The 23,190-nt window shown below is 64.2% G+C and carries 36 protein-coding genes; 31 read left to right on the forward strand and 5 right to left on the reverse strand.

The window, feature by feature from the left end:
• The first annotated feature begins 38 nt into the window (after window positions 1-38).
• From CFB39_RS10110 to CFB39_RS10170, 16 genes are all read left to right on the forward strand, one after another.
• Window positions 39-497, forward strand: coding sequence for a hypothetical protein (locus CFB39_RS10110; RefSeq protein ID WP_089472956.1), 459 nt, complete (start codon window positions 39-41; stop codon window positions 495-497).
• A 1-nt stretch (window position 498) separates the two neighbouring features.
• On the forward strand, window positions 499-813 hold the full coding sequence (locus tag CFB39_RS10115; RefSeq protein ID WP_089472957.1) for a hypothetical protein: 315 nt from the start codon (window positions 499-501) through the stop codon (window positions 811-813).
• Entirely contained in the window at window positions 813-1,055 is a 243-nt protein-coding gene (locus CFB39_RS10120) for a hypothetical protein (RefSeq protein WP_089472958.1), read from the forward strand. Before CFB39_RS10115 ends, CFB39_RS10120 begins: the two co-directional genes overlap by 1 nt.
• Entirely contained in the window at window positions 1,052-1,402 is a 351-nt protein-coding gene (locus CFB39_RS10125; RefSeq protein ID WP_089472959.1) for a hypothetical protein, read from the forward strand. The genes CFB39_RS10120 and CFB39_RS10125 overlap by 4 nt, the downstream gene beginning before the upstream one ends.
• Window positions 1,399-1,644 carry a hypothetical protein gene (locus CFB39_RS10130; RefSeq protein WP_089472960.1) on the forward strand — a complete coding sequence of 82 codons (246 nt, stop codon included), beginning with the start codon at window positions 1,399-1,401 and terminating at the stop codon, window positions 1,642-1,644. The genes CFB39_RS10125 and CFB39_RS10130 overlap by 4 nt, the downstream gene beginning before the upstream one ends.
• Window positions 1,644-1,820 carry a hypothetical protein gene (locus CFB39_RS40185; RefSeq protein ID WP_179257664.1) on the forward strand — a complete coding sequence of 59 codons (177 nt, stop codon included), beginning with the start codon at window positions 1,644-1,646 and terminating at the stop codon, window positions 1,818-1,820. Before CFB39_RS10130 ends, CFB39_RS40185 begins: the two co-directional genes overlap by 1 nt.
• Window positions 1,817-2,191 carry a hypothetical protein gene (locus CFB39_RS10135; RefSeq protein WP_089472961.1) on the forward strand — a complete coding sequence of 125 codons (375 nt, stop codon included), beginning with the start codon at window positions 1,817-1,819 and terminating at the stop codon, window positions 2,189-2,191. Before CFB39_RS40185 ends, CFB39_RS10135 begins: the two co-directional genes overlap by 4 nt.
• Window positions 2,188-2,355 carry a hypothetical protein gene (locus tag CFB39_RS40190; RefSeq protein ID WP_179257665.1) on the forward strand — a complete coding sequence of 56 codons (168 nt, stop codon included), beginning with the start codon at window positions 2,188-2,190 and terminating at the stop codon, window positions 2,353-2,355. The genes CFB39_RS10135 and CFB39_RS40190 overlap by 4 nt, the downstream gene beginning before the upstream one ends.
• A complete protein-coding gene (locus tag CFB39_RS40195) occupies window positions 2,352-2,495 on the forward strand; it encodes a hypothetical protein (protein WP_179257666.1) in 144 nt (47 codons plus the stop codon). The genes CFB39_RS40190 and CFB39_RS40195 overlap by 4 nt, the downstream gene beginning before the upstream one ends.
• A 129-nt stretch (window positions 2,496-2,624) precedes the next feature.
• A complete protein-coding gene (locus CFB39_RS10140; protein WP_089472962.1) occupies window positions 2,625-2,915 on the forward strand; it encodes a KTSC domain-containing protein in 291 nt (96 codons plus the stop codon).
• Window positions 2,912-3,382 carry an HNH endonuclease signature motif containing protein gene (locus CFB39_RS10145; RefSeq protein ID WP_089472963.1) on the forward strand — a complete coding sequence of 157 codons (471 nt, stop codon included), beginning with the start codon at window positions 2,912-2,914 and terminating at the stop codon, window positions 3,380-3,382. The genes CFB39_RS10140 and CFB39_RS10145 overlap by 4 nt, the downstream gene beginning before the upstream one ends.
• Window positions 3,379-4,191 (forward strand): PD-(D/E)XK nuclease family protein, encoded by an 813-nt coding sequence (locus CFB39_RS10150; RefSeq protein WP_089472964.1) that lies wholly within the window; start codon window positions 3,379-3,381, stop codon window positions 4,189-4,191. Before CFB39_RS10145 ends, CFB39_RS10150 begins: the two co-directional genes overlap by 4 nt.
• Before the next feature lie 11 nt (window positions 4,192-4,202).
• Window positions 4,203-5,468: a hypothetical protein gene (locus tag CFB39_RS10155; RefSeq protein WP_089472965.1), complete on the forward strand. Its 1,266-nt coding sequence runs from the start codon at window positions 4,203-4,205 to the stop codon at window positions 5,466-5,468.
• 30 nt (window positions 5,469-5,498) lie between these two features.
• Window positions 5,499-6,380, forward strand: a complete 882-nt coding sequence (locus tag CFB39_RS10160) for a DNA translocase FtsK (protein WP_089472966.1) — start codon at window positions 5,499-5,501, stop codon at window positions 6,378-6,380.
• Between the two features lie 26 nt (window positions 6,381-6,406).
• Window positions 6,407-8,143, forward strand: a complete 1,737-nt coding sequence (locus CFB39_RS10165; protein WP_373452725.1) for an AAA family ATPase — start codon at window positions 6,407-6,409, stop codon at window positions 8,141-8,143.
• Window positions 8,140-8,763: a 1-pyrroline-5-carboxylate dehydrogenase gene (locus CFB39_RS10170; RefSeq protein WP_089472968.1), complete on the forward strand. Its 624-nt coding sequence runs from the start codon at window positions 8,140-8,142 to the stop codon at window positions 8,761-8,763. The genes CFB39_RS10165 and CFB39_RS10170 overlap by 4 nt, the downstream gene beginning before the upstream one ends.
• Window positions 8,764-8,848: 85 nt before the next feature.
• On the opposite strand, the gene CFB39_RS10175 is transcribed toward CFB39_RS10170, so the two are convergent.
• A complete protein-coding gene (locus tag CFB39_RS10175) occupies window positions 8,849-9,445 on the reverse strand; it encodes a hypothetical protein (protein WP_089472969.1) in 597 nt (198 codons plus the stop codon).
• Window positions 9,446-9,578: 133 nt separating this feature from the next.
• Between CFB39_RS10175 and CFB39_RS10180 the strand changes: the two genes are divergently transcribed.
• The 7 genes from CFB39_RS10180 (at window position 9,579) to CFB39_RS10210 (ending at window position 14,700) form a co-directional block, all read left to right on the forward strand.
• Window positions 9,579-10,019, forward strand: a complete 441-nt coding sequence (locus CFB39_RS10180; RefSeq protein WP_089472970.1) for a zinc-finger-containing protein — start codon at window positions 9,579-9,581, stop codon at window positions 10,017-10,019.
• Window positions 10,016-10,210 (forward strand): hypothetical protein, encoded by a 195-nt coding sequence (locus tag CFB39_RS10185; RefSeq protein WP_089472971.1) that lies wholly within the window; start codon window positions 10,016-10,018, stop codon window positions 10,208-10,210. The genes CFB39_RS10180 and CFB39_RS10185 overlap by 4 nt, the downstream gene beginning before the upstream one ends.
• A gap of 1 nt (window position 10,211) precedes the next feature.
• The gene (locus tag CFB39_RS10190) at window positions 10,212-10,622 is read left to right on the forward strand and encodes a hypothetical protein (RefSeq protein WP_089472972.1); all 411 of its coding nucleotides are present in this window, start codon (window positions 10,212-10,214) and stop codon (window positions 10,620-10,622) included.
• A gap of 28 nt (window positions 10,623-10,650) precedes the next feature.
• Window positions 10,651-11,133: a hypothetical protein gene (locus tag CFB39_RS10195; RefSeq protein WP_089473267.1), complete on the forward strand. Its 483-nt coding sequence runs from the start codon at window positions 10,651-10,653 to the stop codon at window positions 11,131-11,133.
• A gap of 101 nt (window positions 11,134-11,234) precedes the next feature.
• Complete coding sequence (locus CFB39_RS10200; protein ID WP_089472973.1) at window positions 11,235-13,031, forward strand: DNA cytosine methyltransferase; 1,797 nt, start codon at window positions 11,235-11,237, stop codon at window positions 13,029-13,031.
• Between the two features lie 17 nt (window positions 13,032-13,048).
• On the forward strand, window positions 13,049-14,464 hold the full coding sequence (locus CFB39_RS10205; RefSeq protein WP_144030251.1) for a hypothetical protein: 1,416 nt from the start codon (window positions 13,049-13,051) through the stop codon (window positions 14,462-14,464).
• Window positions 14,461-14,700 (forward strand): hypothetical protein, encoded by a 240-nt coding sequence (locus CFB39_RS10210; protein WP_089472975.1) that lies wholly within the window; start codon window positions 14,461-14,463, stop codon window positions 14,698-14,700. The genes CFB39_RS10205 and CFB39_RS10210 overlap by 4 nt, the downstream gene beginning before the upstream one ends.
• 213 nt (window positions 14,701-14,913) lie before the next feature.
• On the opposite strand, the gene CFB39_RS10215 is transcribed toward CFB39_RS10210, so the two are convergent.
• Window positions 14,914-15,144 (reverse strand): hypothetical protein, encoded by a 231-nt coding sequence (locus tag CFB39_RS10215; RefSeq protein ID WP_089472976.1) that lies wholly within the window; start codon window positions 15,142-15,144, stop codon window positions 14,914-14,916.
• Between CFB39_RS10215 and CFB39_RS10220 the strand changes: the two genes are divergently transcribed.
• The 6 genes from CFB39_RS10220 to CFB39_RS10245 are packed head-to-tail and all read left to right on the forward strand — an operon-like array spanning window position 15,135 to window position 18,227.
• Window positions 15,135-15,512: a hypothetical protein gene (locus CFB39_RS10220; RefSeq protein WP_089472977.1), complete on the forward strand. Its 378-nt coding sequence runs from the start codon at window positions 15,135-15,137 to the stop codon at window positions 15,510-15,512. The genes CFB39_RS10215 and CFB39_RS10220 overlap by 10 nt on opposite strands.
• Window positions 15,509-16,012: a hypothetical protein gene (locus CFB39_RS10225; protein WP_089472978.1), complete on the forward strand. Its 504-nt coding sequence runs from the start codon at window positions 15,509-15,511 to the stop codon at window positions 16,010-16,012. The genes CFB39_RS10220 and CFB39_RS10225 overlap by 4 nt, the downstream gene beginning before the upstream one ends.
• Entirely contained in the window at window positions 16,005-17,048 is a 1,044-nt protein-coding gene (locus CFB39_RS10230) for a phage Gp37/Gp68 family protein (RefSeq protein ID WP_089472979.1), read from the forward strand. The genes CFB39_RS10225 and CFB39_RS10230 overlap by 8 nt, the downstream gene beginning before the upstream one ends.
• On the forward strand, window positions 17,045-17,242 hold the full coding sequence (locus CFB39_RS10235; RefSeq protein ID WP_089472980.1) for a hypothetical protein: 198 nt from the start codon (window positions 17,045-17,047) through the stop codon (window positions 17,240-17,242). Before CFB39_RS10230 ends, CFB39_RS10235 begins: the two co-directional genes overlap by 4 nt.
• Window positions 17,239-17,943: a hypothetical protein gene (locus CFB39_RS10240; protein WP_089472981.1), complete on the forward strand. Its 705-nt coding sequence runs from the start codon at window positions 17,239-17,241 to the stop codon at window positions 17,941-17,943. Before CFB39_RS10235 ends, CFB39_RS10240 begins: the two co-directional genes overlap by 4 nt.
• Window positions 17,940-18,227 carry a hypothetical protein gene (locus CFB39_RS10245; RefSeq protein WP_089472982.1) on the forward strand — a complete coding sequence of 96 codons (288 nt, stop codon included), beginning with the start codon at window positions 17,940-17,942 and terminating at the stop codon, window positions 18,225-18,227. Before CFB39_RS10240 ends, CFB39_RS10245 begins: the two co-directional genes overlap by 4 nt.
• Before the next feature lie 57 nt (window positions 18,228-18,284).
• Here the strand turns inward: CFB39_RS10245 and CFB39_RS10250 are convergent, their stop codons facing one another.
• The 3 genes from CFB39_RS10250 to CFB39_RS10260 are packed head-to-tail and all read right to left on the reverse strand — an operon-like array spanning window position 18,285 to window position 19,571.
• Entirely contained in the window at window positions 18,285-18,806 is a 522-nt protein-coding gene (locus CFB39_RS10250) for a hypothetical protein (protein ID WP_089472983.1), read from the reverse strand.
• On the reverse strand, window positions 18,803-19,237 hold the full coding sequence (locus CFB39_RS10255; RefSeq protein WP_179257667.1) for a helix-turn-helix transcriptional regulator: 435 nt from the start codon (window positions 19,235-19,237) through the stop codon (window positions 18,803-18,805). Before CFB39_RS10255 ends, CFB39_RS10250 begins: the two co-directional genes overlap by 4 nt.
• Entirely contained in the window at window positions 19,224-19,571 is a 348-nt protein-coding gene (locus tag CFB39_RS10260; protein WP_226242061.1) for a type II toxin-antitoxin system RelE/ParE family toxin, read from the reverse strand. Before CFB39_RS10260 ends, CFB39_RS10255 begins: the two co-directional genes overlap by 14 nt.
• An 802-nt stretch (window positions 19,572-20,373) precedes the next feature.
• Between CFB39_RS10260 and CFB39_RS10265 the strand changes: the two genes are divergently transcribed.
• Entirely contained in the window at window positions 20,374-21,675 is a 1,302-nt protein-coding gene (locus tag CFB39_RS10265; RefSeq protein WP_256991390.1) for a pitrilysin family protein, read from the forward strand.
• Window positions 21,672-23,018 (forward strand): pitrilysin family protein, encoded by a 1,347-nt coding sequence (locus CFB39_RS10270; protein WP_089472987.1) that lies wholly within the window; start codon window positions 21,672-21,674, stop codon window positions 23,016-23,018. The genes CFB39_RS10265 and CFB39_RS10270 overlap by 4 nt, the downstream gene beginning before the upstream one ends.
• The last annotated feature ends 172 nt before the right edge of the window (window positions 23,019-23,190 follow it).

Consider the following 23,190-nt stretch of genomic DNA (forward strand, 5'->3'; position numbering starts at 1 on the left):
CGCCCCGCGCGGGCACCACCCACCCCTGGAGAAAAAGGATGGACATCCAAAGCCTGAAGCTGGTGAGCGACGAGCGCGCCCTCGCGGTGATCCGCGCGTTCCTGCAACTGAACGAATTCGATGCGTTCCGCCCGAACCCCGCCGCGCTCGCGGTCGCGCTGCTGGAGGACGCCGGCAAGCGCCTCGCCGCCGCGACTGCACGCATTGCCGAGCTGGAGGCGAAGGTCGAGAAGCTGGAAACCGAGAACGCCGGGCTCGCGCTCGACAGGCTCACGGCACCGCCTGCGACGGGCGCCCTGCGCATCACGCCGACGCCGTTCCACCCGATGGAGAGCGGTGCGAGCTGGCAGGACTACGACGTCTGCAGCGTCAGGGGTGAGCTCCCGCACTTCTCCATGATCCGCGTGGTCCGGCGAATGGCCGGCTCGGATCGCGACCATCCCGCATTCGCAGTGATCGAGCGCCGCCTGCTCGACGGCAACCCGGTGGAGGTCTGACATGGCACTCACCCAGGACCAGCGCACTGCCCTGCATTGCGCCCGCCAGATCATCGCGGAAGGCCGCCGCATTCACCTGTGCCTTGCGCTGAACAGCGTATCGATGACGTACCCGAAGCTCGGCAAGGCGGCGCTGTTGCTCAAGGTCCACGTCATGAACGCGATCGCGCCGTTCGGGACCCTCGACGACTGGATCATGCACCACGAGCAACTGAAGCCGGAACACGCGCGGCGCATCCCATGGACGAAGTTCGAGCGCAGAGAGGCGCGCATCAACTGGATCGACTGGATGCTCTACAAGCCGAAGGAGGCATGATGGACACGACCAAGACCGGCGGCCCGGCCTTCCCGATCGCGGACCCGTTCGCATTGCGCCCGCGCTACGAGAAGGAGCTGGAGCGCATCGCATCGGGCATGACGCTCCGCGACTACTTCGCAGCGAAGGCGATGCAAGGTATCCGCGCGAATCCTGACCTTTCCGGCTGGGACTGCGACGCGGTTGTGTTTCGTGCGTACGAACTCGCCGACGCCATGCTCCGCGCGCGAGGTGAAGCATGAGCGAGCACAAGCACTCAATCGGCCAAGCATGGCTGCAGCGCGCGAAGGAACTCGCGCAGGAACGGGCTGATTCGAGCTTCGCGTATGGGGAGTTGCCGTCGGACGCCGGCGACACCGCTTCGGCTGACGCATACGCGCGCTCGCTCGCGGCCGATCGGTCGCTCGATGCGCACCTTCAACCGATGGCGCACCTGATCGACGCGCTGCACCTAGTCGCGTCGAAGACCGTGCTCACGTCCGGCATCCGTGCCGTTGTCGACGACGCACTTGCGAAAGCAGGTTTCCGCGCCCCGACGCCCGTGCCGGATCCCGTTCGCCACATCACCATCGCTGGAATCGACCGATGAGCAAGCTTAAATCCCCTGCCCAATGCGGCGACCTCGCTGAAAAGCTGATCGCCGACTACGTGCGCGAATCCGGTGCGTACGGCAATCCGAATGCCCTCGCGAACGTGATGGAGATGCTGATCAGCAAGGCCGCACTCGGCATCGCCATGGTCGGCAGCGAGACGATCGCCCAGCAGATCCTCGACCGTACGAAGCACAACGTCGCGACGTTCGCCGAGCGTACCCTGCGGAGAAACCACTGATGCGCTCGCCCCTCAACAGCTTACAGCCTGTATTTCGTGAATACAGGCAATCGCCTGTATCGCGCCTGCGCTACGTGATCGAGGGTTCGGCATGGGTCACCGCGTACGGCGTCGCGATCGGGTTCCTCTGGTACGGCGTACTGATCGCCGGACCCTACTTGCGGAGCCTCGGATGAGCAGCCTGTTCTACGTCCAAGACAGCCGCGCATATGTCGGGAACGACATGCTTTGGTGGGCGGAGGCAGGCTACACAACAGATCTTTCGAAGGCGCGCTTGTTCACTCAAGAGCAGGCCCAGGCGCAGCACAACGCGCGCGAGACCGACATTCCGTGGCCCAAGGAATATATCGACGGCAAGACGCGAGTCGTAGTCGACGTGCAATACGTCAATCGCGCCGCCGCGCTGCGCAATAGCGGAATCACGTTGGTCAAACCTGCGAAGCAACATGCTTTCCAGCTCAACTGCGTTGGATGCGGACGGTTCCTGAGGGACGCCGATCGATATTCACAGAACTGCCCGAACTGTGGCGCGGACAACCGACCATGACACCCTTCGACCTCCTCGGCGCTCTGCTAGACCGGCTATTCGAGTGGAATCCCATAATCGGCTACCTCGTGGCGCTCACGATCGCCGCAGTGTGCACGCTCGTGCTCGCCCGGTTGAACGCGGACGGCACGGCCGTCGCCGCCTTCGTCACGAGGCCCACATGAGCCGCTTCACCGATCATGCCGACCTCTTCGAGCGGCGGCACCCGCGCGCCGCGCGCGCACTCGTCGTCGCGATCCTCGTCGCAGTCGCCTTTCTCGCTGTCGCCGTCGACGGCATCGCCAAGCACTTCAGCATTCTGTAACGCCTCCTAGCCGCGGCGCCTGATTACGCGCCCGCAGTCTCCGCCCACCCCGTCGAATCCAGTGCCACCGCGCCGCGAGTTTGCGCGCTGCCGGCGCACGCCCCGATCACTCTGTCAGGAGCAACCGAGATGAAAACCATCGACACCCAACCCGTCGAATCGTCGCAGATCCACAGCATCGGCTACGACGCCGAGTCCGAGACACTCGCGGTTCGCTTCAAGGATCGCAAGACCGGCGCGCCGACGTCGCTGTACCACTACACCGGCTTCACGCAAACGAACTTCGATGCGCTCAGAACGGCCGACTCGATCGGCTCGCATTTCTACAAGCACATCAAGCCGTTCGATCAGCGCTTCCCGTACGTGTGCATCGAGAAGATGCCGGCGGCCGAGCAGGCCGTCGTCGAGGGTGAAGCATGACCACTGCGACAATCGTAGCCCTTTGCCAGTGCGGCTGCGGCCGGCCGACACGCCTTGCGCCCGTCAACGATCGTTCGAAGGGATGGATCAAGGGCCAACCGCTGAAGTACCTCAAGGGCCATGGCATCGGCAAAGCGGCGGCCGCGAAGACGGCCGCGGCGATAGGAAATCGCACGTTCAGCACGCAAGGCTATGTGGTCGTGCGCGTCGCGGCAAACACGCGGCGTTACGAACACATTCTCGTCGCCGAGGCGGCGCTTGGCCGCCCTCTGCGCAGTCATGGCACCGGCAATCCAAACACCGAGGTCGTGCACCACATCAATGGCGTGAAGAGCGACAACCGCCCTGAAAACCTGCTCGTGTGCACTCACGAGTATCACGTCGCTCTGCACCACCGTCTTGCGAATTCTCCGGCATGGCCGGAGTTCGTGCCAGTCGCGCGCCCGGGCTTCGGAGCTCAACGATGACAACTTCATCGATATTTCGCGTCCGTGCATCAGCATGGGCCTCGCTATTTGAATGCGCATACCGCTTTGAAGCAATCCACATCCTCGGCATGCGCAACGTCGTCGGCCTGCGCGCCGCGCTCGGCACCGCGATTCACGCCGGCACCGCCGTCTATGACCAGAGCGTTCTGGATGGCTCGGGCCTGACCGTCGACGACGCGGCCGGCGCGTTCATCGACAAGCTCTACGACCCGTCGAACGAGTACAACCCGGAAAGCGACGATCTCAACCTGAAGGAAGCCGAGCGCATCGGCATCTCGCTCACGACGAAGTACTGCCTCGAGGTCGCACCGCGCTACAACTTCGTCGCGGTCGAAATGGAGACGAAGCCGCTCGACATCGATTGTGGTGGCGGCATCGTGATCCGTCTCACCGGGACGATGGACCGCGCGCGCATCCGGCGCACTGCACTGGGCCCGGGCATCGCCGACTTGAAGAGCGGTTCGAAGGCTGTTGCCCAGGGTGTCGCAGTGACGAAGGGGCACGGCCCGCAGATCGGCACGTACGAGCTGCTCTACGAGCACACGACCGGTGAGGAAATCAGCGACACCGCCGAGATCATCGGTCTGAAGACCAAGGGCACGCCCGAAGTCGCGACCGCACCGGTGAAGAACGCCAAGCGCGTGATGGTCGGTACCGAAGATACGCCTGGACTGATCCAGTTCGCGGCGGACATGTTCCGGTCTGGCCGCTTTTTTCCGAATCCGAAGTCACTCCTCTGTGACCGAAAGTACTGCCCGCGCTATGGCGCCTGCCAGTTTCACGAATAACCGAGGTATTCATGTCCACGCCGACCACACTTGAAGCAGTCCGCTCGCCCCTTCCGCGCGAGGCAAATCTCCCCACCGTCACGCCCGGCTTCGGCTCGCTACAGTCGTTCGAGCTGATGCAGCGCGCGGCGAACCTTCTCGCGTCGTCGACGCTAGTGCCCGCCGCATACCGCAAAGTGATCGAGAAGCTCGATAAGTACGGCAACGTGAAGGAATCGCGCGAGAACCCGAACGCGCTCGCGAACGCAGTCGTCGCGCTGAACATGGCGCAGCGCATGGGCGCCGATCCGCTGATGGTGATGCAGAACCTGTACATCGTCGAAGGCCGCCCGTCCTGGTCGTCGCAATGGATCATCGCCGCCGTGAACGGCTGCGGCCGCTTCTCGCCGCTGCGCTTCGACATCAAGGTGCTGGGCGAAAAGACGGTGGAGCGCGTCGACACTGTCTGGGAAAACGGCAACCGCAGCAACGTCACGAAGCGTGTGCCGATCATCGACAAAGTCTGCGTTGCGTGGGCGATCGAGAAAGAAACGGGCGAGCGCATCGAATCGCCGGCCGTGTCGATCGAGATGGCCGTCAAGGAAGGTTGGTACACGAAGAATGGCAGCAAGTGGCAGACGATGGACGAGGTGATGCTGCGGTACCGCACCGCGTCGTTCTTCGGGAAGCTCTACGCCCCCGAACTGCTGATGGGCCTCATCACTGTTGAGGAAGCGGCTGACATCGTGGACGTCAACCCCGACGGATCGTACTCGGTCAATCGCACGACTCTCGACGAGATGCGCGCTGGACGCTCGCAACAGGCCGAGGAAGTCGGCCGCGCAACGCAATCCGATCCCCAGCCGGGTTGGCAGCATGGCGCGTACGACGCTGAGCGAGATACGTCGCAGACGGTACGCCAGCCGCGTACCGCCGCGACCTCCGCCGACACTGGCGATACGACGACCACCACGCAAGCAGATCCCGTCGACGACCAGGACGCCCCGCAGGATGACGGCGGTGATGGTCAGGGCGGTTTCGACTTCGATGTCGCCGGCCTCGTGCAGGGCATCCGCGAAGACATCGAGTCCGCCAAGACGCCCGAAGACCTCGACCTCGCCCGCAGCGCGATCAGCGGCGTGCCGGATGAAACCGCCAAGGCCGAGCTGAACGCCCTCGCCTCGGCGCGCATGCGCGCCATCACCGCGGCAGCTGAACAGGCGGCCGCAGGGAAGGCAACCGCCCAGAACACCGCCCCCGCCGGCCGCCGCCCGCGCAACCCGATCAACGCTGACTAACGCGCGCCTCCCGCCGCCAAGGATTTCGACATGACCGACAAACACGTACTCCAGATGACCGCCGAGTCGATCGGCAAAGACCTGCTCTCCGCGCTCGTCACCGAAATCAAGCTGCTGCCGGACCTGTGGGTCAAGCTGTCCGAGAAAAAGCAGAACGACGTCATCGATCGACTGCGTGCGCGCGTCGAGCACAACGTGAAGATGGCGACGCACCTGATCGCGAGCGACGGTCGCGTTGTCGTGCAGGGCGACCTCGTGCAAATCACAATCAAGGATGGCGTCAAGGCTGCGGTCGAGTTCAGCAGCGCGGCGCCGAATCTCCATGACCTGTACGACGCACAAGGCAAAGCAGTCCTGCTCGTCGTCGCGAATGCTGCTGCACACACCGGGGGCATGGACGAGATTCGTGGTGAATCCGATCAGCGCGGGTTCGACCTCGGTCGCGAGTACACCGACAAGGACGGCGACGGTATGGACGGCAAAAAAGCCGATGGAGACGTCGTCGACACCGAATTCAAGGAGGTGCCGAAGCTCGGCGACGGTCCGACGCAAGCGCAGCTCGAAGAGCAGCATCAGGCCGGCCGGCAGGCTGCCGCCGCAGGGAAGCCCGAAAGCGAATGCCCCGTGATGGCCGGCGAGCTGTGCATCGCATGGGTGAAGGGCTGGAAGGAATGGCACGAGGAACAAGCCGCCTCCGGCAACGAGGATCCGCTCTACGCCCAAGTCGAAGCGTTCGTGATCGAGCAGCAGAAAGTGACGATTTCGAGCGTACAGCGCCAGTTCAAGATCGGCTACAACCGCGCCGCGCGGCTGATCGAGCTGCTCGAGGCCAAGGGCATTGTCAGTGCGATGGATTCGGACGGCGGCCGCACGGTGCTGCGGCCGCGCGGACGGCAGGGAGAGGAATCGTGAAAATCACCGACATCTACGTGGCGAACGTGCTCGGGATCCGCACGGCGGACATCCGGCTCGCGAAGCCCATCGCTCTCTTCACGGGCCCGAACGGCGCCGGCAAGAGCAGCCTGCAGGAAGCCGTGCGCATGGCGCTCACCGGCGATACCGTGCGTGTGACCCTGAAGAAGGAATACAGCTCGCTCGTCACCGAGGGGGCCGACGGCGGCCAGATCGTGGTCGCATGCGGCGAGCAGGCGAACAGCGTCATGCTGCCGTCCGGCAAGCTGAAGCGCGAGCTCGCCGAGGATCCGCGCCTTCCTCTGGTGCTCGACTCGCAGCGGTTCGCGCACCTTGGCGCGGCCGAGCGCCGGGCGTTCCTGTACGACCTGATGGGTGTGAAGATCGGCGTGGACGAAATGCGCCTCCGGCTGCTCGATAAGCTCGGGCTTCGCGCCGATGCGGTGCCGGCACCGGCCGCCGCGCGGCTCGCGGCCATCACGCCGATGTTGCGCGCCGGCTTCGAAGCAGCTCAGAAGGAAGCGGCCGACCGCGCGCGCGGCGCGAAGCAGTCGTGGCGCACAGCGACCGGCGAGACCTACGGCAGCCAGAAGGGAGCGACGTGGCGCCCTGCAGCGGTCGAGTTCGACGAGGCAGCATTGCGGAAGCTCACAGGTGATCGCGCGGCGCTCGACGACCGGATCGGCGAGCTGCAGCAGCAGATCGGCGCAGCTGACGCGGCGGACACCGCGGCACGTGCGCGGGCGTCGAAAATCGCCGACCTGCGCACGCGCGCCGCCGGTTACGCGAAAGCGGTCGAGCTCGCACAGCTCGCCGACGAGCAGCTCGCCGAATTCCTGCCCAAGGTCGAAGCGCTTCGTGTCCGCGCCGGCGCGGCGCCGGCCGGTGCCGAATGCGCGTGCCCCGAGTGCGGCGCGCTCCTGCGCTACCTCAACGGCGTGCTGTCGGCGGCGGCCGCGGCCGGCGCGCGCGATGCTGACGCGGCCGCGAAGCTGCCCGAGTACGAGCAGGGTTTGAAGACGCTGCAGAACGCAGCCGCAAACCGCAAACGTGACCTCGAGGCAGCGGACTCGGCGGCGACGCAGCTGCGCGCGCTCGAAGACGATGCGGAGGAAAGCGGCGCGGCCGCCGCACGCGAGAGCGGCGACGCCGCGCGCTCGGAACTGGCGGACCTTCAGCGCCGCCGCAAGCAGCTAGACACCGACATCGCGACGCTTCGCGAAATCGAGCGGCGCGCCGCCGGAGCTGCCGACCTGGCAAAGCAGGCTGCGGCGCTGCACGAAGACGTTGCCGCCTACGAGGCGATCGCCGACGCGCTCGCGCCGAACGGCATCCCGGCCGACCTGCTCAGCGAAGCGCTCACACCGATGAACGAGCGCCTGACGGACCTCGCCGAGATGTCCGAATGGGCAGACGTGACGATCACGCCCGAAATGGAAATCCTCGCCGAAGGACGCCCGTACGCCCTGCTGTCCGAATCGGAACGCTGGCGCGTTGACGCGCACATCGCCGCGGCGATCGGCCACTTCTCGGGCCTGAAGCTGCTCGTGCTCGATCGTGCGGACGTCCTGGTCGGGCCGGAGCGGGACCGTCTGTTCTACTGGCTCGATGATCTCGCCTACAGCGACCAGATCGACACGGCGCTCGTGTTCATGAGCCTGAAAACGGCGCCCGGCGGCCTCCCCGAAGCCTTCGAGGCTTTCTGGGTCGAGGATGGTCAGGTCACGCCGGCGGCGCAGCACACAATACGGGAGGCAGCGTGAGAGAGGACATCGAGAAGTATCTCGCCGCGACGTCGGAAGCCACGGCGAAGGCCGTGGCGACCGGAACCGGGCTCCCGCATCTCGACGTGACGAAGGAATTGAACCGGATGCTCGGCAAAGCGGTCGTCGAGCGCGAGAAGCGCGCCGGCGGCGGCAATGAGTACGTGTACTGGCTCGCGCGCGCTGCGCAGCCGGACACGCCGGTCGGCGAGACGCCGCCGGCCGCAGCAGCGCCGGTTCTGGTATCGGTCGGCCTGGTCGAGACGTCACTGGCCCCGAATGCCGGCATCGTCGACGTCGCGCGGATCATTGCGGACCTGCGGGCCGACGTCGAGCGCCTCGCCGCCGAGCGCGACGCCGCGCAGCAACGAGCCGACACCTGGCGCGCGAATGCCGCGACGCTCGAAGCGCGCATCGACGAACTGACGCTCGGCCCGGTTGGCGCGCGTGCACCGCTGTTCGTGACGGTCGGGCGGTATTGCAAGCCGAAGCGTCACGCATCGCTCGAGAAAGCCCAGCGCCGCGGCAGCGCGCTCGTACGCAGCGAGAAGGAATCCGAGGTGCTCGTGCTCGAACCGGTCGGCCGGATCGTGCGCGGCACGCAGTGGATGCCGCGATAGCAGCACTGCCGCGCGATTTACCCTGTCCGTGCAGCATTCGCGGCGGTCTGAGTGGCGCCGGCCGTTCTGAACGGTTAGCCAAGGATTACTCGAATGCCTTCTTCGCTTCGATAAGTTCCTCAAGCAATTCACGCAACGTGTTCTCTTTCGTACGCCAAACCGCCCCCCTTCCCGGTGCTCCGCCGACACTTTCGGATATTTTGCTTCGTTGCTCCGCATGCATGGCGCAATTGTCTGCATACCATCGGATATTAACTAACAGCCGAGCAGACCGGACATCCGGCATTGACTGTAACGGCAGTTCATAAAATGACTTCCGCAGTTGCTCAACGCTAACAAGCAGGGTTTTTCGCGTTTCAGGGGTATCACCAACATTCGGATCTTCCATAGCGTTGGCGGTGCTCTTTGCCGTAGCGTGAAGATTTTCGAGAAGTGCGGTCAGAATCGTGAGCGAGCGTAGCGCCTCCTTCCGCTCAACGCGTTCAGTCCTTTCCATTTCCTTCTTGTTCTGCTCGTTGCCGATCCAGATTGCCACACCAATCGCGGCGATGGATCCAACCGCCTGGATCCAAGCGGCGGCTCCTTCACTGTGCGCTTTGAAAGCATAGACAAGAAATACCGTCACAACACCAATCGCGCACAGTGCAAAGCCGACCTCTATCCACTGCCACACCTTTTTCATGGCCCTCCCCGCGTGATTTTGTGGCGATCGTAGCACGACCACCTTCCCACCAAGCCGCGCGAGTTCCGGTGCCTCGGATGCGCTGCTTCTTTTATGGGCGGCTCGCACAGCGCCCGTTTTTTTCGACTTGATCATGCAAACGACGAAGACACCGTGGAATCCATCACGGCGCGCGACTGCTCGCGTCAAGAACCCTCTGCCAGCTCCGACGACATGCCCGTACGACGGTGGTCCCGTCGAGATCGTGAACAACTCGGCGATCTACGGACGCGAGTACGGCGAGTGGCCGTGGGCGTTCCTCTGTCGGTCCTGCCGGGCATATGTCGGCCTGCATCCCTTCACCGCGATCCCACTCGGCACGCTGGCCGACGGGCCGACTCGCGACGCGCGGAAACGCGCGAAAGCCGCCTTCAACCCGATCTGGCAATCCGGCGCGATGACGCGCACTGACGCGTACGTCTGGCTGGCTCGACAGCTCGATATGGCAAACCACGAGGAATGTCACATCGGCTGGTTCGACGTCGCAACGTGCGATCGCGTCGTGGCTGTCATTCAACAGGAGTTTCCCCGATGACCGATACACAAGATCCGCTTTGGCGTGCGCTCGCGCGCCTCGAACACGCCGAGCTCAGCGACACCGATCGCAACTTGCTGCGGCCGGCGTTTGCCGCGATGCACGGCAGCCACGCCATGCACATCCCCGAGAAAGTCGTGGAGTTCATCCGGCACCTCGACGCCGCGACGCCGAAGACAACGGAGGCCTGACATGTTGCTCGACAAAATCGGTGGTGCCGACGCCGCCTTTCGAGCCCAGATCGAAAACATCTACTGGGGCGGAAAGGTCGGGTGCGAGCCGCACCCGAAATATGGGTACGGCTGCGACATGTTGCCGAACGGATGGATCGAGATCACGTGGGATACGTTCGCGAAGTCTCGGTTCTTTTGGTACTCGCCGATCGCGACCGGCTGGCTGCGCACGACGATCGGAGACGCGCGGCTTTTCTTCATGAACAACCAGATCAGCTTCGCGCTGATCGGCAACCACCGCGACGGCACCGTCAAGGCGTTCCAGTTCGGCTGCGATCACTCCATGAAGGAAGAACGGGTTGGCAACTGCCTGCACCGCTACACGTGCACGATGTGCGGCTTCTGCGAAACCGTCGACTCATCGGACTAAACACCCACACCTCGACCAATTGGACATCATGCTCCGCGCCCTTCTCTACTTCGTCAGCGGCCGCCTGCCGTGCCGGATCATCAGCGACGCCGGCCGGCCCTACCTCGAGCGCTACTACCTGATCACGGTCTTCGGCGTGCGCGTGTACCTGCACCGCTTCGTCGATAGCGATCCCGATCGTGGCCTGCACGATCACCCGTGGCCCTGGGCCGTCTCGCTGATTCTCGCCGGCTGGTACTACGAGCAGACACGTGCCGGCACGAAGATCGTTCGCTGGTTCAACGCACTGATCGGCGATTCGTTCCATCGCGTGATCCTGCCGCGCGACCACGGCGTGCACGAGTGCTGGACGATCTTCGCGCACCGCGCGCGCCGCACCAAGGAATGGGGCTTTCTGCGCGACAAGGGCCAGTTGGGCCGCGTGTACACCGCCCACAAGCCCGGCGCAGACGATCAATGGTGGAAGCGTGCCGCGCGCGGCCGCGCCGAGCCGCAGCGAATGCCTCGCTGATCAAACAGAGCACACCCGCGTGGCTTACCTCGGACCGCGCGGCATTCAAGGGGGCGCCGTATTCCGGCGCCCTTCTTTTTCCGATTTCACCTGTGGCACCTATGGACAATCAGCGCGTATACAACAGCTTCGGTTTCTGCTGCGGCCTCGGCGGCGGCGCCAAGGGGTTCACCAAAGCCACCTCCCGCGTCGGCAACATGACCGCGACGTGGCGCTGCATTGGCGGCATCGACAACGATCCGGCGGCCGCGAGCGATTTCGAAATGCTGGTCGGCACGCCGTGCACGCTTATGGACCTCTTCACGCGCGCTCAGTACACCGCGTTCCACGAAGCCGAACCGCCGCACGGCTGGCGCGAGGCGACTGCGGAGGACGTGCGCCGGGCGGCCGGCTATGAGCACCCGCACTGCGTGTTCATCTCGTCGCCGTGCAAAGGCGCATCGGGGCTGCTGTCGGAAACGCTCAGCAGAACGCCGAAGTACCAGGCGCTGAACGAGCTGACGCTGCGCTGCGTGTGGCTGATGTGCGAAGCATGGAAGGATGATCCGGTCGAGCTGATCGTGTTCGAAAACGTGCCCCGGCTCGCGACGCGCGGTCGCCACCTGCTCGACCAGATCGGGCAGATACTGCGGCACTTCGGCTACGCCGTAAACGAGACGACGCATGACTGCGGTGTGATCGGTGGTCTCGCACAGAGCCGCAAGCGATTCCTGCTCGTCGCGCGCCATATGGCGAAGGTGCCGCCGTTCCTGTACGAGCCCCGCGTGAAGCGCCTGCAGGGCGTCGGCACGCTGCTCGGCCGCATGCCCCTGCCCGGCGACGTCGAGGCGGCCGGCCCGATGCACCGCGTGCCGTCGCTGCAGTGGAAAACGTGGGTGCGCCTCGCGTTCGTTGAAGCGGGCAGCGACTGGCGCAGTCTGAACAAGCTCGCGATCGAGAACGGCCACCTGCGCGATTACCTGATCGTGCCGGACATGCACAACGGCGTGCTCGGCGTGAACCGCTGGGAGGAGCCGTGCGGCGTGGTTGCCGGCGCGAGCCGCCCGGGCAACGGGAGCTTTTCGGTCGCCGACCCGCGCGCGGTCCCGTCAGCGGCATGGAACCACGGGCAGAACTACGGCGTTGTGCCTTGGGACGAGCCCAGCGGCACGATCAGCGGGCAGCAGTGGCCCAATCAGGGCCGCTTCTCGGTTGCGGACCCGCGTACGGGCGTGAAGCACAACAACTGCTTCCGCATCGTGCCGTTCGATCAGCCGGCCGGCGTTGTCACGGGCGGCACGGGGCCAAGCGCCGGCGGTCAGGGCGTCGCCGACCCGCGCGCGAGCACTGGCTTCGAAGGCGCCGGCAAGTACCGCGTGACCGGCTTCGACGAGCCGGCCGGCACGGTCATCGCTCGCAGCGACAGCGGTCAAGGCGCATTCGCCGTAGCCGATCCGCGCCCGGGCATGCGCCGCGAACGCGGCGACGCGTACCTGACGGGCGGCCACTACGGCGTCGTCGGCTGGGAACAGCACAGCGGCGCCGTGTCGGCGGCCGCCAGTCACGACAACGGTCGCTGGTCCGTCGCGGATCCTCGGCTGCCCGCGGCGAACGAGAAGACGGTCGCCGTGATCCGCGCGCTTGACGGTACGTGGCATCGACCGTTCACGACGCTGGAACTGGCCGTGCTGCAGTCGCTCGTCGAACCGGAAGAACAGCTCGAGCTCGACGGCTTGTCCGACCAGGCGTGGCGCGAGCGCATCGGCAACGCAGTGCCGCCGGACGCCGCGCAGGCGATCGCGGAAGTGATGGGCACGACGCTACTGCTCGCCGAATCCGGCGAAACGTTCCAGCTATCCGCGACGCCAGTCTGGGTGCGCCCGATCGCTATCGCACTGACGCTGCCCCCCGCTACTTGAACACCGAGGACCACATCATGAGCATCGAAAACGAAAAGGGCCCCGCTCCCCAACAGGCTAGCGAGGCAGTGAATCAACGGCCGGGAAAGGAGGCAGATCAGATGGAGGTTGTCCCGACCGCCGACGGCATTCTCGGCGCGCGCGCCGCCAGCGGCAATGGGACGAGTTCGAAAGTGAGCCGCGCTGATGCGCAGACATATCGCCTTACCGAGTTCGACGTTCTGTTGGACGGCTATCAGGAAGCGTTGCAGGACGGTCCGCTCAAAGAGCGCGTGGCAGCTCGTCTCGCGCTGCGGAATGCCTTTCTGCTTGCGCTGCAAAGCGCGCCTGTCGAGCAGCACGAAGCAGCGCCGGCCGACGAGCGGACAGCATGTATCGCTTGGGCGAATGCTAATGGCTTCACGAAGTACCACGAGTCGATGTGCGCGGCATGGGAGGAGCGTGCGCGCCGCGTGGTGGCCGCTCAGCCCGAACCGCCAGTGGCAGACGAGCGGGCAGCGATCGACGCAGTCGACGCGATGCTGAAGGCGAACGCCGTGTTCTTCGGGCGCGAGAAGCTGCGCCAGATCGTGGAAGCGGCCCGCGCCTCGTCGCCCAATGCAGTGGGAGCGGGAGACGCGACGGTCGCATGGATGCACGTCGACGATCCGCGCGATTGCGTGTCAGACGCGAAGAAGCGCGACATGATCGAGCACGCCGGCGCGCCTGGCGCTCGGCTGGCCGCGAACTACTCGATCGCGCTCGGCAAGATCGGCCCCGCGCAGGCGGTGGAACCGGTGGCGAGCCCGGCCGGCTATGCGCTCGTGCCAATCGAGCGCTCCTACGAGATGCGTGCGAAGGCGCTCATCGCGTTCAACACCACCGAGCATGCGGGGAAGGACAGGGACGATGCGCTCGACGCCGCTGCCGCGCCTCCAGCGCCGGCATCCGCTCCTGTCGGGCTGAACGAGGGACAGTGGTACGACCTCGCCTCTCGGCATGCCAATGCGGACTGGAACAGCGACGGCTACCTGACTGCGGTCAAGGCGGTTTGCAGCGACTACCGCGCCCTTCTCGCCACCCAGCAGCCGGAGCCGCGAGCCTCGACCGGCGTCATCGCGGCAGCAATCGCCGTGATCGGGGCCGACCGTGCGCAAACGCTCACGACCGAGCATATCAATTCCCTCGACAACGCGATCAAAATCCAACGGGGCGAACTGGCGCTGCCGGAACCGCGAGACGAGGTGACGGACGACTGGATCAGCGTTGCGGTTCAACGCCCCTGCGATGCAGGGATTGTCTCGTGCGACGACGTTCTCGCATGGAACAGCGATCCGGGTTTTCCCACGATCGTCGAAGCCCATTTCGTGAGCCCGGGCTTTCCCGAATACACGCATTGGAAGCGAAAACCTGACGGCCCAGTCTGCGCTGCCCACGCAGGAGACCCATCATGAGCAAGTACCAGAAACTCGACGCGCTGATCCTCGAGTCGATCGACGAGACTCCGAAGAAGTTCGCAGCCGTCAATACCGGCGCAGTGCGCGAGGAAAGCGAGCGCCTCGCGCGCGAGGAATCGCGGCCGACCACCTTCGGTGAGGTCGTGGGGTGGCGCATCGTTGACCGGCGCCTTCAGGCGGTGCGCAAGGCAGGGAAGATCCGTTCAACGACGAAAGGATGGGTGCGCTCTTAATTCACTGGAACCCGGCAGCGATCGCATCGCGTGCTAGTCGAGACCCATGATCCAGTGCTTGCTCAGCCGTCAGGAAGAGGCCGCCCTGCGGAATCAAATGCTGCAAGAAGTTGGCTACGACGGCGCCCCCGTCCCGGCGTGTAGTGATGGACTGTACACGGTATCCGTCGATCACATTTGCCGCAGCACCTGGTCGATACTCGGGCGTAGCGTTCACGACGACATGAAACGGACCTTCATCGAATTCGCGATTCGGCCGATCCCCTCGCCCTCGCCAACACACTGCGCTCGGCCTGCTGCGACCACCAAGCCGAGCTGAACGACGACAACGGACGCGGCCGGTCGCTCGACCTCGGCGGCGGCATTCGCATCATCTACCGCCGTCACCACAGCGAAGAAGCGCGCCTCACCACCAAATACGTGGACATCCAGATATGACCGCACTTTTCTACCTTCAGGACAGCCGTTCGTTCGTCGGCAACGACGTGCTGTGGTGGGCCGATCCCGACGGCTATACGACCGATCTGCGCAAAGCTCGGCTTTTCACCAGCGACGACGCGCAGCAGCACCACAACATCCGCGAGACGGACATCCCGTGGCCGAAGGAGTACATCGACGCCAAGACGCGCCCGGCCGTCGACGTGCAGTACATCAGGCGCGACGAGGCGCTCGCTGGAACCGGAATCACGCTGACCAAGCCGCGGAAGCAGCGCGCCGGCCGCGTTAACTGCGTCGGATGCGGCCGCTTCCTGCGAGACGCTGACCGTTATTCCATCGATTGCCCCAACTGCGGTGCGGACAACAGACCATGAGCGAGAACACAAAAATCGAGTGGTGCGACTCGAAGCCTTCGGCGGCCGTGCGCATCAATCGCGCCACCGGACGTCCCGGCCCAGCACCTGCACCGGCGCGCGACGGTGACAAGGTGCAAGCTCGCCAGCGCGTCAATGTCGAAGTACGAACCGGCCGGCGGCCGCACCCCAACGATCTGCCCTGCGCTGACTGCGGTCACATCTACGCGATCGGCGAGCGGCGCCATGAGTATGACCACCACCTCGGCTACGCGGCCGAGCACCACCTCGACGTACAGGCCGTGTGCACGTTGTGCCATGCGAAGCGCGACAGCGCCCGCGCGAACCAGACGCACTGCATCCGCGGCCACGCCTTCGACGAGCAGAACACCTACGTCGCCGGAAATGGCACGCGCCACTGCCGCGCCTGCATGAAGCTGCGCGAAAAGGTGCGCGCCCCGCGCGGCCCGGAGTACTGGGCGCGGGTCAATGCCAAGCGGAGAGGAAAGCGTAATGGCTGAAAACTCGAAGATCGAATGGACGGATCACACCTTCAATCCGTTTATCGGCTGCACAAAGGTGTCGCCCGGGTGCGACCACTGCTACGCCGAGCAGCTGATGGACAAGCGCATGCACAAGGTCGTCTGGGGGCCGCACGGCGAGCGCGTGCGCACCTCTGCGGCCACGTGGCGCGAGCCGATCCGCTGGAACGCGCGGCACGCCGAATTCTTCGCCGCGCACGGCCGGCGCCAGCGCGTATTCTGCGCGTCGCTCGCCGACGTGTTCGATAACGCGGTGCCGGATGCATGGCGTGCGGACCTGATCGACCTGATCTGGAATACGCCGCACCTCGACTGGTTGCTGCTCACGAAGCGCATCGGCAATGCTGGGCCGATGATCACCCGGGCGCTTGAGCTCGCTGGCCGCGGCGTCAATACGCCGTGGCCGTGGTCGAACGTCTGGCTCGGCGCGACGATCGTCAACCAGGCCGAGGCCGATCGCGACATTGAAAAGCTGCTGATGACGCCGGCGCGCCGCCGGTTTCTATCGATGGAGCCGCTGCTCGGGCCGGTCGATCTGCAAGCATGGTTCGATCCGACTGGCGGCTGCTGCATGCGGGAAATGCAGTCTTGCGAAAACTGCCCCGCCGACGCGCCGTGGATTCACGGGCCGACCACCGAATATGCCGAGGACGGTTCGGGGTACAGCTCGCCCGAAATCGACTGGGTAATAGTCGGCGGAGAAAGCGGGCCCGGCGCGCGGCCGATGCACCCCGACTGGGCTCGCGATCTGCGCGACCAGTGCTCGGCCGCCGGCGTGCCGTTCCTGTTCAAGCAATGGGGCGAGTGGGCGCCAGGCGAGATCGCCGGCCCCCAGAAGCGCACCGAGGCGACCGCTCACTGGTGGGACGGCGAGTGGTCGTTCAGCTCGATCACGCCGCGCGCGGCCGAGACGCTGCACTGCGACGACTCGCCCGACTTGTGGCGTTGCGGCAAGCGCGCTGCCGGCCGCCACCTCGACGGCCGCACTCACGACGAATTCCCGGAGGCTCGATGAAATCCGAGTTCAAAATCCAGCGGTCCGACGACGTGCCGATGACGCTCACCATGACGATGACGCTCGGCGAGTGGAAGAAGCTGCAGGTTCAACTCGCGACCACGTACCCGTCGTGGAAGCTGTCGTCGAACATCGGTGCAATGGTCCGCCTCGCGACGACCACGTTCGCCGAAACGAAGGAGCTCGACCTATGACCGAACGTCCCATTCTTTTCAGCGGTCCGCTGGTGCGCGCCATCCTCGAAGGCCGGAAGACGCAGACGCGCCGCATTGCGATACCGAAACGCACCTGTATCGACTTCATCGGCGGCGGCCCGAAGGACGTCCCGGACTGGAATGACCCGACCTGCTGGGGCTTCGAAGACCCGAATACCGGCTTGTGGTGGGCGCTGCGCGGCGATGAGCATTGTCATCAGCTTTCGTGCCCTCACGGACAGCCCGGCGACCGGCTATGGGTGCGCGAGACATGCCGCGCGGATGAACTCGACAGCGGACTCGACGGCGTGCGCTACCCCGCCGATGGCGCGTTCCGCGCGATCGAAGATTCGAGCGACGCGGCCGGCCGGTGGGTCGAACTGTATGGATACCGCGGTCAGAAAGGCGCCACGGTTCCGGCGATCCACATGCCGCGCTGGGCATCGCGCATCACGCTCGAGATCACCGGCGTGCGCGCCGAGCGCCTGCAGAACATCAGCGAGTCGGATGCGCGCGACGAAGGCGTGACGATCGAGGATCACCACCTGCGCGGGTATTGCGCTGGCGCCTATCGGCCGCCGAGCATCCGCGCATTTCATGACCTGTGGGACGGCCTCAACGCCGCACGAGGCTACGGCTGGAACACGAACCCCTGGGTATGGGTGGTCGAATTCAAACGAGTGAGAGGTACGTCGGAATGACGAAGAAACAACCGAAACAGGAAATCCCGACTGCCGACACGCGGATTGCAGCAGCGATTTCGAGCACGATCAGCGCTGTCAGCTTTCAGGGGCTCAGCATCGTGACGCCTGACGGCATTCCCGCAACGCTCGCCGTCGTCGACCAGAATGGAAAAATCGTCGAGGCCGGCCCGAGCGTAATGCGTGCGGTGTGGGACGTCGCGATTCGGTCGTATCGCAACTTCTTGATCGGCAACGGGCACCTGAGGGTATTGGCAAAACCGCCCGAACACATCAAGCAATGAGAAACGGCGCCCTTGCGGCGCCGTTTCAACTCGCTGAGCCTCGCTCGACTCTGTATATTATTTTTCGGGCTGATGCGTCTTCGGAACTCTAAAGAACGGAACCGTCGGCATCGGAACCTGCAACCGAAGCGCGATATCCTGGACTGTCTGGCGATAGTACGGCCACAGATGGTACGGCATATTGTTGGCCGCGTACTCGCTTACCGCTTCTTGAGGCAATTCCTCCGGTTTGCATCCTGCAACAATGTACTCGACAGCAAAGTCGATTTGGAGCTCACAGACCACCTCTTCTTCATTCAACTCCGCATCATTAGCCGGAATACCCTCATCCCCAGTTTTGACAATCCATGTTCTAGTAGACGCCATGAATTTCATGAAGTTGATGGGTTGCTGATCGGGAGCTCCAGGAAAGACAACTTCCGCGACCGATATTTCCGATACAGCCCAATTGATCCGCGTGAAACTCTCGAATGCCTGCCGACGGTCAAACCATGTAGCGACCTTTGCATCGATACGCGTCGGGAATGCCGTCTGCACGTGCAGATGAGGCAGAACCTTATCAAGCAGTTCTCGATTCATGCCGCTTTGCGAGCCTCGATAGTCGGAGCAGACGTAAAGGTTTCATTCGCCCCTTGGATGAGGGTAAAGCGCCGACTTCTGACGACGACCCCGTCTCGAGGAACGAACGATTCGCTGTCCGAAGTTACGCTAAACGTCTTCTTGCGACCGACTACGACGTTCGGTTCAAGTTTGATGTCCAGATGCATATCAAGGGCATGCGCGATCTGCGCAGCGGTCGCCATCGTCACGTTATGTCGGCCGCTGAAGACCCTGCTAACGAACTCCGGCTTTTTGTCCATCTGTTCCGCCAGAGCCTTTTGCGTAAGCCCCAGTTTCTTCATTGCCTCGACAAGCTGTCGGGACAAATCGAGCAATGCACGCTCGGTCCAATATTCGGGAGATTTCTGTGCGCGCTTGAAGGCTTCCTTGTAGCGGCTACTGATCTTCATCTTCCTCTCCATCGATTTCAACAAGTTCCAAGGTGCCGTTCTTCTTGGCTTCCTGGTACTCCGTGTATGCCTCTTTCACCGCATTGATATGCGCTTTGGGCGTCTTCCCAGACTTACCCCCCGCCTTGTAGAACATCTTTGCCAGAACTATCACCCGCCCGTCATCATAGAAATACAGAAGGCGCAACGTGCCAGAGACATCAAACTGCCAAATTTTGGGGTCGTCACATACATCGTGGGTTCGGTTCTCCGCGAAGGCCTCCGGTCCATGATTAGCGACATGTTCGAGGAATGCCCAGCAGCGCTCAATGTCACCGTCTTTGATGTCGTCCAACGCACGGTCGCCACGAGCACTAAGCACCTCGTAGACGGACCACGCATGTTTGATAACGGCTTCTACGCGCAAGATATTAACTTAAAAGTTATTCTTCAAGGGGAGAGCTTGACAACATCGTGTGGCCTTGCTCGCAGCGGCCCACCGCAAGCGGCTGGGGCTCAGATGCGACAAGTTGTCGCACCCCGTCCACCGCAGCTCCGATTGTTCAGCATTTTGAGAATGTGGCGACGATTCTAGCACTGCCAGCATCGTCTCTGTCCCTGACTAGGGTCACTCCGAGGTGGTAACAGCTGGTATATATTCAATCACTTTCGGGCACCCGAGGGATACGAACCCTACTTTGGGGGATTGGGACATCTGGAATGTGGGGGCGTGGCAGCAAAAGCGTGAGTTTACAGCCATTTAGGGGTGGCGAGGCAAAACAGGCGATCGGCGGCGGCATCGACCGTCGAATCGGATGCGCGACGCGCCGGCGGGCCGTCATGCGACGGCTGCCCGATGCGTCCCTTTCACTTTGAAATCGCGCTGTCTGTCGCTACGCGTCGACGGTCAAGCAACGTCTAGCCGTCGACGGGCGCATCACGGCAGCGATGTCCCCGCAACGCGCCCTCGGTCAACACGCATCGAAAAGTATGAAAAACTTCACGCTCGCCGCGCTCGACGCATCGCTGTCAACTGACCGCCGGGCCGGCGCCCGATCTTCCGCGTTCATCCTGCCTATACAAAAGGACGCTACATGTCAGTACGACGTTTGATATGCACCTGGCTCTCGCTGTGCCCGTTGATTGCAGGCACGGCGATGGCCCAACCCGTCGAGGTACCGGGCTTTACCCACGTGCGCTCCGTGGGCGGCATCGACGAATACCGTCTGGATGCCAACGGCCTTACCGTGCTTGCCGCGCCCGATTCCGCCGCGACGGTGGTCAGTTTCCAGGTGTTGTACCAGGTGGGTTCACGCAACGAAGCCGCGGGCACGACCGGCGACACTCACCTGCTCGAGCACCTGATGTTCAAGGGCAGCCGGCACTACAACAAGGCGCTCGGCAATTCACTGAACAGCTACATGGAGCGAGTGGGCGCGACCTTCAACGCCACCACTTCGATGGACCGGACCAACTACTTCGGCACGCTCGGGCGCGATGCGCTGGAAGGCTACATCGCGATCGAGGCCGACCGCATGCGCAACCTCCTGCTGCGCCCGGAAGACCTGGCCAGCGAGATGACGGTCGTACGCAACGAGTACGAGCGAGGCGAGAACAGTCCTTTCACCGCCTTGTTCCAGCAGGTCATGGCCACGGCTTACCAGGCGCATCCCTACCACCATCCGACCATCGGCTGGCGCAGCGACATCGAGCATGCGAGCGTGGACAAGCTGCGCCGTTTCTACGACACCTTCTACTGGCCGGACAACGCCACCGTCATCCTGGTCGGCGATTTCCGGCCGGACCAGGCGTTGGGGTGGGTCAGGCAGTATTACGGCGCCATCCCGCGCGCGCCCCAGGCCATTCCCGCTGTCACGACCGAAGAGCCGCCGCAGCAGGGGCCGCGAAGGCTGGTGCTCAAACGCGCGGGCGCAACGGGCAGTCTGATCATCGCCTTCAAGGGGCCGCGCGCGCTCGACCCCGATGCGGCTGCGTTGACCGTACTGGGCCTGGTATTGAGCCAGGGCAAGAGCAGCCGGCTGTATCGCGCACTGGTCGACACCACCGTTGCCACGCAAGCCGGCGCCGGCTTCCATGCGCTGCGCGATCCCGGTCCGTTCGTCGTGACGGTCAGCCTGCCGCCCGACGCGAAACACGAGCAGGCCGAGAAACTCGCCTGGACCGAACTGGAGCGGATCAAGACCGAGGGCGTCACTCGCGAGGATATCCAGCGGGTGCTGGGCCCTTACCGGGCCGATCAGGTCTACCAGCGTGACGGCGTCCGCGCGACGTCCGCCCGATTGGGCCACGCGGTCTCGCTGGGCGACTGGACACGGTTCGTCACCGAGCTCGAAGAACTGGAAAAGGTGACGCCCGCCGATGTGCAGCGCGTCGCCCGCAAGTACCTCGTTGAAAACCAGAGCACCACCGGCTGGTTCGTCCCGGAGAAATCGTCATGAAGCAGGTTCGTTTCAACCCTCTGCGGACGTGGCTCGTGTGGTTCGCCGTGCTATGCCTGCCTGTTGCCGCTCAGGCAGGCATCGCCGAGCGCGTCGTGCGCGCCCAGGCCGGCAGCATCACGCTATTGACCTATTCGATGTCGCCGCAGGAAATGGTCTCCCTTACCGGGGTGATGCCCCTGGGCGATGCCGACACGGCCAGCAAGGCGGCCAATCCCGCCGTGCCGTTGCTGACGGGCATGTTGCTGCAGGAGGGCAGCACCCGTCGCGACAAGGTGGCGATCTCCGCGCTGCTGGAAAGCCTGGGTGCTCAGTTGTCGTTCCAGACCGACGGCGGCTACGTCGGCATACACGGCCAAAGCCTGACCAAGGATTTGCCGACGCTGATCGACCTGATGGCCGAGCAGTTGCGCCTGCCGGCCTTCAAGCCGGAGGAGCTGGCCAAGGCCAAGAGCCGGCTAGAGGCCGCGGTCCGTAACGCCGCAGAAAACCCGTCGGCTCGGGCCACCGAGGCGCTGAATCGGTCCATTTACCCCGCTGCCCACCTCAACGCACCGGTGCCGCGCGAACGGATGCTCGAAGCGATCGCCGCTGCCACGCTGGACGACATCAAGGCCTTTCATCAAGCCTATTACGGGCCCGCCCACATGACGCTCGTCGTGGTCGGCGGCGCGGACCCTCGCCGCCTGCAGTCCATGGTGACCGAAGCCTTCGCGGGCTGGAGCGGGGGCCGGGCACTCGTGCGACAGGGCCCGCCACGCAAAGCAAGCCGGCCCGACACGCAGCGCATCGCCATGGGGGACAAGGAATCCGTCAGCGTGATGCTGGGGCAGGCCATCGACCTGCGCGCCAACGATGCCGACTATCTGCCCCTCAGCGCGGGTGTCAACATCCTGGGCAACGGCTTCACCGGCCGCCTGATGGCAGGAGTCCGCGACAAGGAAGGCCTGACCTATGGCATCCGCGCCGGCCTGTCCGGGCTCTCCCTGATGGACGGCGGATTCGTCATCACCAGCAGCTTCGCCCCGCCCCTGCTGAACAAGGGCGTCGCCAGCACGCGCCGGATTCTGGATGCCTGGTGGAAACAGGGCGTGACCCAAGCGGAACTGGACGCACGCAAGGACGGCATGATCGGCCGCCATCAAGTTGCGATGGAAACCACCGCGCAGATGGCCGCCATGATCGCCCAGACGGTGCTCCAGGACCGCCCGCTGAGTGACCTGGACACCTATGCCGAGCGCGTCCGCGCGTTGACCGTCGAACAGGTCAACACCGCCATCCGCACATACCTGGACCCCGACAAGATGACGTTGGTGGAAGCAGGCACGTTTGCGCAGAAATAACCGCAGCCTCGCTTCGTTCCGCGCCCCGCCCGGCTTCGGCCGGGCCGCTGCCATCGCACGATCGTGCGTGCGCCTGCGCTTCGCAGAACGCCACCGGATGCAGCTTCCCGCCGACGGTCGCAATCACCGACCGGTTTTGATAATCCGCGCCGGTTGCCCAGTCCTAGCTCCG

Source organism: Burkholderia sp. AU6039 (genome assembly GCF_002223365.1).
Taxonomy (GTDB): Bacteria; Pseudomonadota; Gammaproteobacteria; order Burkholderiales; family Burkholderiaceae; genus Burkholderia.

What these genes read in the sequence shown, in the direction of transcription:
- CFB39_RS10120 (WP_089472958.1), top strand. Translation starts at nt 813, where the DNA reads ATGGACACGACCAAGACCGGCGGCCCGGCCTTCCCGATCGCGGACCCG.
- CFB39_RS10150 (WP_089472964.1), top strand. Translation starts at nt 3,379, where the DNA reads ATGACAACTTCATCGATATTTCGCGTCCGTGCATCAGCATGGGCCTCG.
- CFB39_RS10250 (WP_089472983.1), bottom strand. Translation starts at nt 18,806, where the DNA reads ATGAATCGAGAACTGCTTGATAAGGTTCTGCCTCATCTGCACGTGCAG.
- CFB39_RS10240 (WP_089472981.1), top strand. Translation starts at nt 17,239, where the DNA reads ATGACCGAACGTCCCATTCTTTTCAGCGGTCCGCTGGTGCGCGCCATC.
- CFB39_RS10135 (WP_089472961.1), top strand. Translation starts at nt 1,817, where the DNA reads ATGAGCAGCCTGTTCTACGTCCAAGACAGCCGCGCATATGTCGGGAAC.
- CFB39_RS10175 (WP_089472969.1), bottom strand. Translation starts at nt 9,445, where the DNA reads ATGAAAAAGGTGTGGCAGTGGATAGAGGTCGGCTTTGCACTGTGCGCG.
- CFB39_RS10255 (WP_179257667.1), bottom strand. Translation starts at nt 19,237, where the DNA reads ATGAAGATCAGTAGCCGCTACAAGGAAGCCTTCAAGCGCGCACAGAAA.
- CFB39_RS10180 (WP_089472970.1), top strand. Translation starts at nt 9,579, where the DNA reads ATGCAAACGACGAAGACACCGTGGAATCCATCACGGCGCGCGACTGCT.
- CFB39_RS10110 (WP_089472956.1), top strand. Translation starts at nt 39, where the DNA reads ATGGACATCCAAAGCCTGAAGCTGGTGAGCGACGAGCGCGCCCTCGCG.
- CFB39_RS40185 (WP_179257664.1), top strand. Translation starts at nt 1,644, where the DNA reads ATGCGCTCGCCCCTCAACAGCTTACAGCCTGTATTTCGTGAATACAGG.
- CFB39_RS10200 (WP_089472973.1), top strand. Translation starts at nt 11,235, where the DNA reads ATGGACAATCAGCGCGTATACAACAGCTTCGGTTTCTGCTGCGGCCTC.
- CFB39_RS40195 (WP_179257666.1), top strand. Translation starts at nt 2,352, where the DNA reads ATGAGCCGCTTCACCGATCATGCCGACCTCTTCGAGCGGCGGCACCCG.
- CFB39_RS10225 (WP_089472978.1), top strand. Translation starts at nt 15,509, where the DNA reads ATGAGCGAGAACACAAAAATCGAGTGGTGCGACTCGAAGCCTTCGGCG.
- CFB39_RS10145 (WP_089472963.1), top strand. Translation starts at nt 2,912, where the DNA reads ATGACCACTGCGACAATCGTAGCCCTTTGCCAGTGCGGCTGCGGCCGG.
- CFB39_RS10205 (WP_144030251.1), top strand. Translation starts at nt 13,049, where the DNA reads ATGAGCATCGAAAACGAAAAGGGCCCCGCTCCCCAACAGGCTAGCGAG.
- CFB39_RS10265 (WP_256991390.1), top strand. Translation starts at nt 20,374, where the DNA reads ATGGCCCAACCCGTCGAGGTACCGGGCTTTACCCACGTGCGCTCCGTG.
- CFB39_RS10125 (WP_089472959.1), top strand. Translation starts at nt 1,052, where the DNA reads ATGAGCGAGCACAAGCACTCAATCGGCCAAGCATGGCTGCAGCGCGCG.
- CFB39_RS10230 (WP_089472979.1), top strand. Translation starts at nt 16,005, where the DNA reads ATGGCTGAAAACTCGAAGATCGAATGGACGGATCACACCTTCAATCCG.
- CFB39_RS10185 (WP_089472971.1), top strand. Translation starts at nt 10,016, where the DNA reads ATGACCGATACACAAGATCCGCTTTGGCGTGCGCTCGCGCGCCTCGAA.
- CFB39_RS10130 (WP_089472960.1), top strand. Translation starts at nt 1,399, where the DNA reads ATGAGCAAGCTTAAATCCCCTGCCCAATGCGGCGACCTCGCTGAAAAG.
- CFB39_RS10210 (WP_089472975.1), top strand. Translation starts at nt 14,461, where the DNA reads ATGAGCAAGTACCAGAAACTCGACGCGCTGATCCTCGAGTCGATCGAC.
- CFB39_RS10195 (WP_089473267.1), top strand. Translation starts at nt 10,651, where the DNA reads ATGCTCCGCGCCCTTCTCTACTTCGTCAGCGGCCGCCTGCCGTGCCGG.
- CFB39_RS10220 (WP_089472977.1), top strand. Translation starts at nt 15,135, where the DNA reads ATGACCGCACTTTTCTACCTTCAGGACAGCCGTTCGTTCGTCGGCAAC.
- CFB39_RS10155 (WP_089472965.1), top strand. Translation starts at nt 4,203, where the DNA reads ATGTCCACGCCGACCACACTTGAAGCAGTCCGCTCGCCCCTTCCGCGC.
- CFB39_RS10160 (WP_089472966.1), top strand. Translation starts at nt 5,499, where the DNA reads ATGACCGACAAACACGTACTCCAGATGACCGCCGAGTCGATCGGCAAA.
- CFB39_RS40190 (WP_179257665.1), top strand. Translation starts at nt 2,188, where the DNA reads ATGACACCCTTCGACCTCCTCGGCGCTCTGCTAGACCGGCTATTCGAG.
- CFB39_RS10190 (WP_089472972.1), top strand. Translation starts at nt 10,212, where the DNA reads ATGTTGCTCGACAAAATCGGTGGTGCCGACGCCGCCTTTCGAGCCCAG.
- CFB39_RS10115 (WP_089472957.1), top strand. Translation starts at nt 499, where the DNA reads ATGGCACTCACCCAGGACCAGCGCACTGCCCTGCATTGCGCCCGCCAG.
- CFB39_RS10235 (WP_089472980.1), top strand. Translation starts at nt 17,045, where the DNA reads ATGAAATCCGAGTTCAAAATCCAGCGGTCCGACGACGTGCCGATGACG.
- CFB39_RS10140 (WP_089472962.1), top strand. Translation starts at nt 2,625, where the DNA reads ATGAAAACCATCGACACCCAACCCGTCGAATCGTCGCAGATCCACAGC.
- CFB39_RS10245 (WP_089472982.1), top strand. Translation starts at nt 17,940, where the DNA reads ATGACGAAGAAACAACCGAAACAGGAAATCCCGACTGCCGACACGCGG.
- CFB39_RS10270 (WP_089472987.1), top strand. Translation starts at nt 21,672, where the DNA reads ATGAAGCAGGTTCGTTTCAACCCTCTGCGGACGTGGCTCGTGTGGTTC.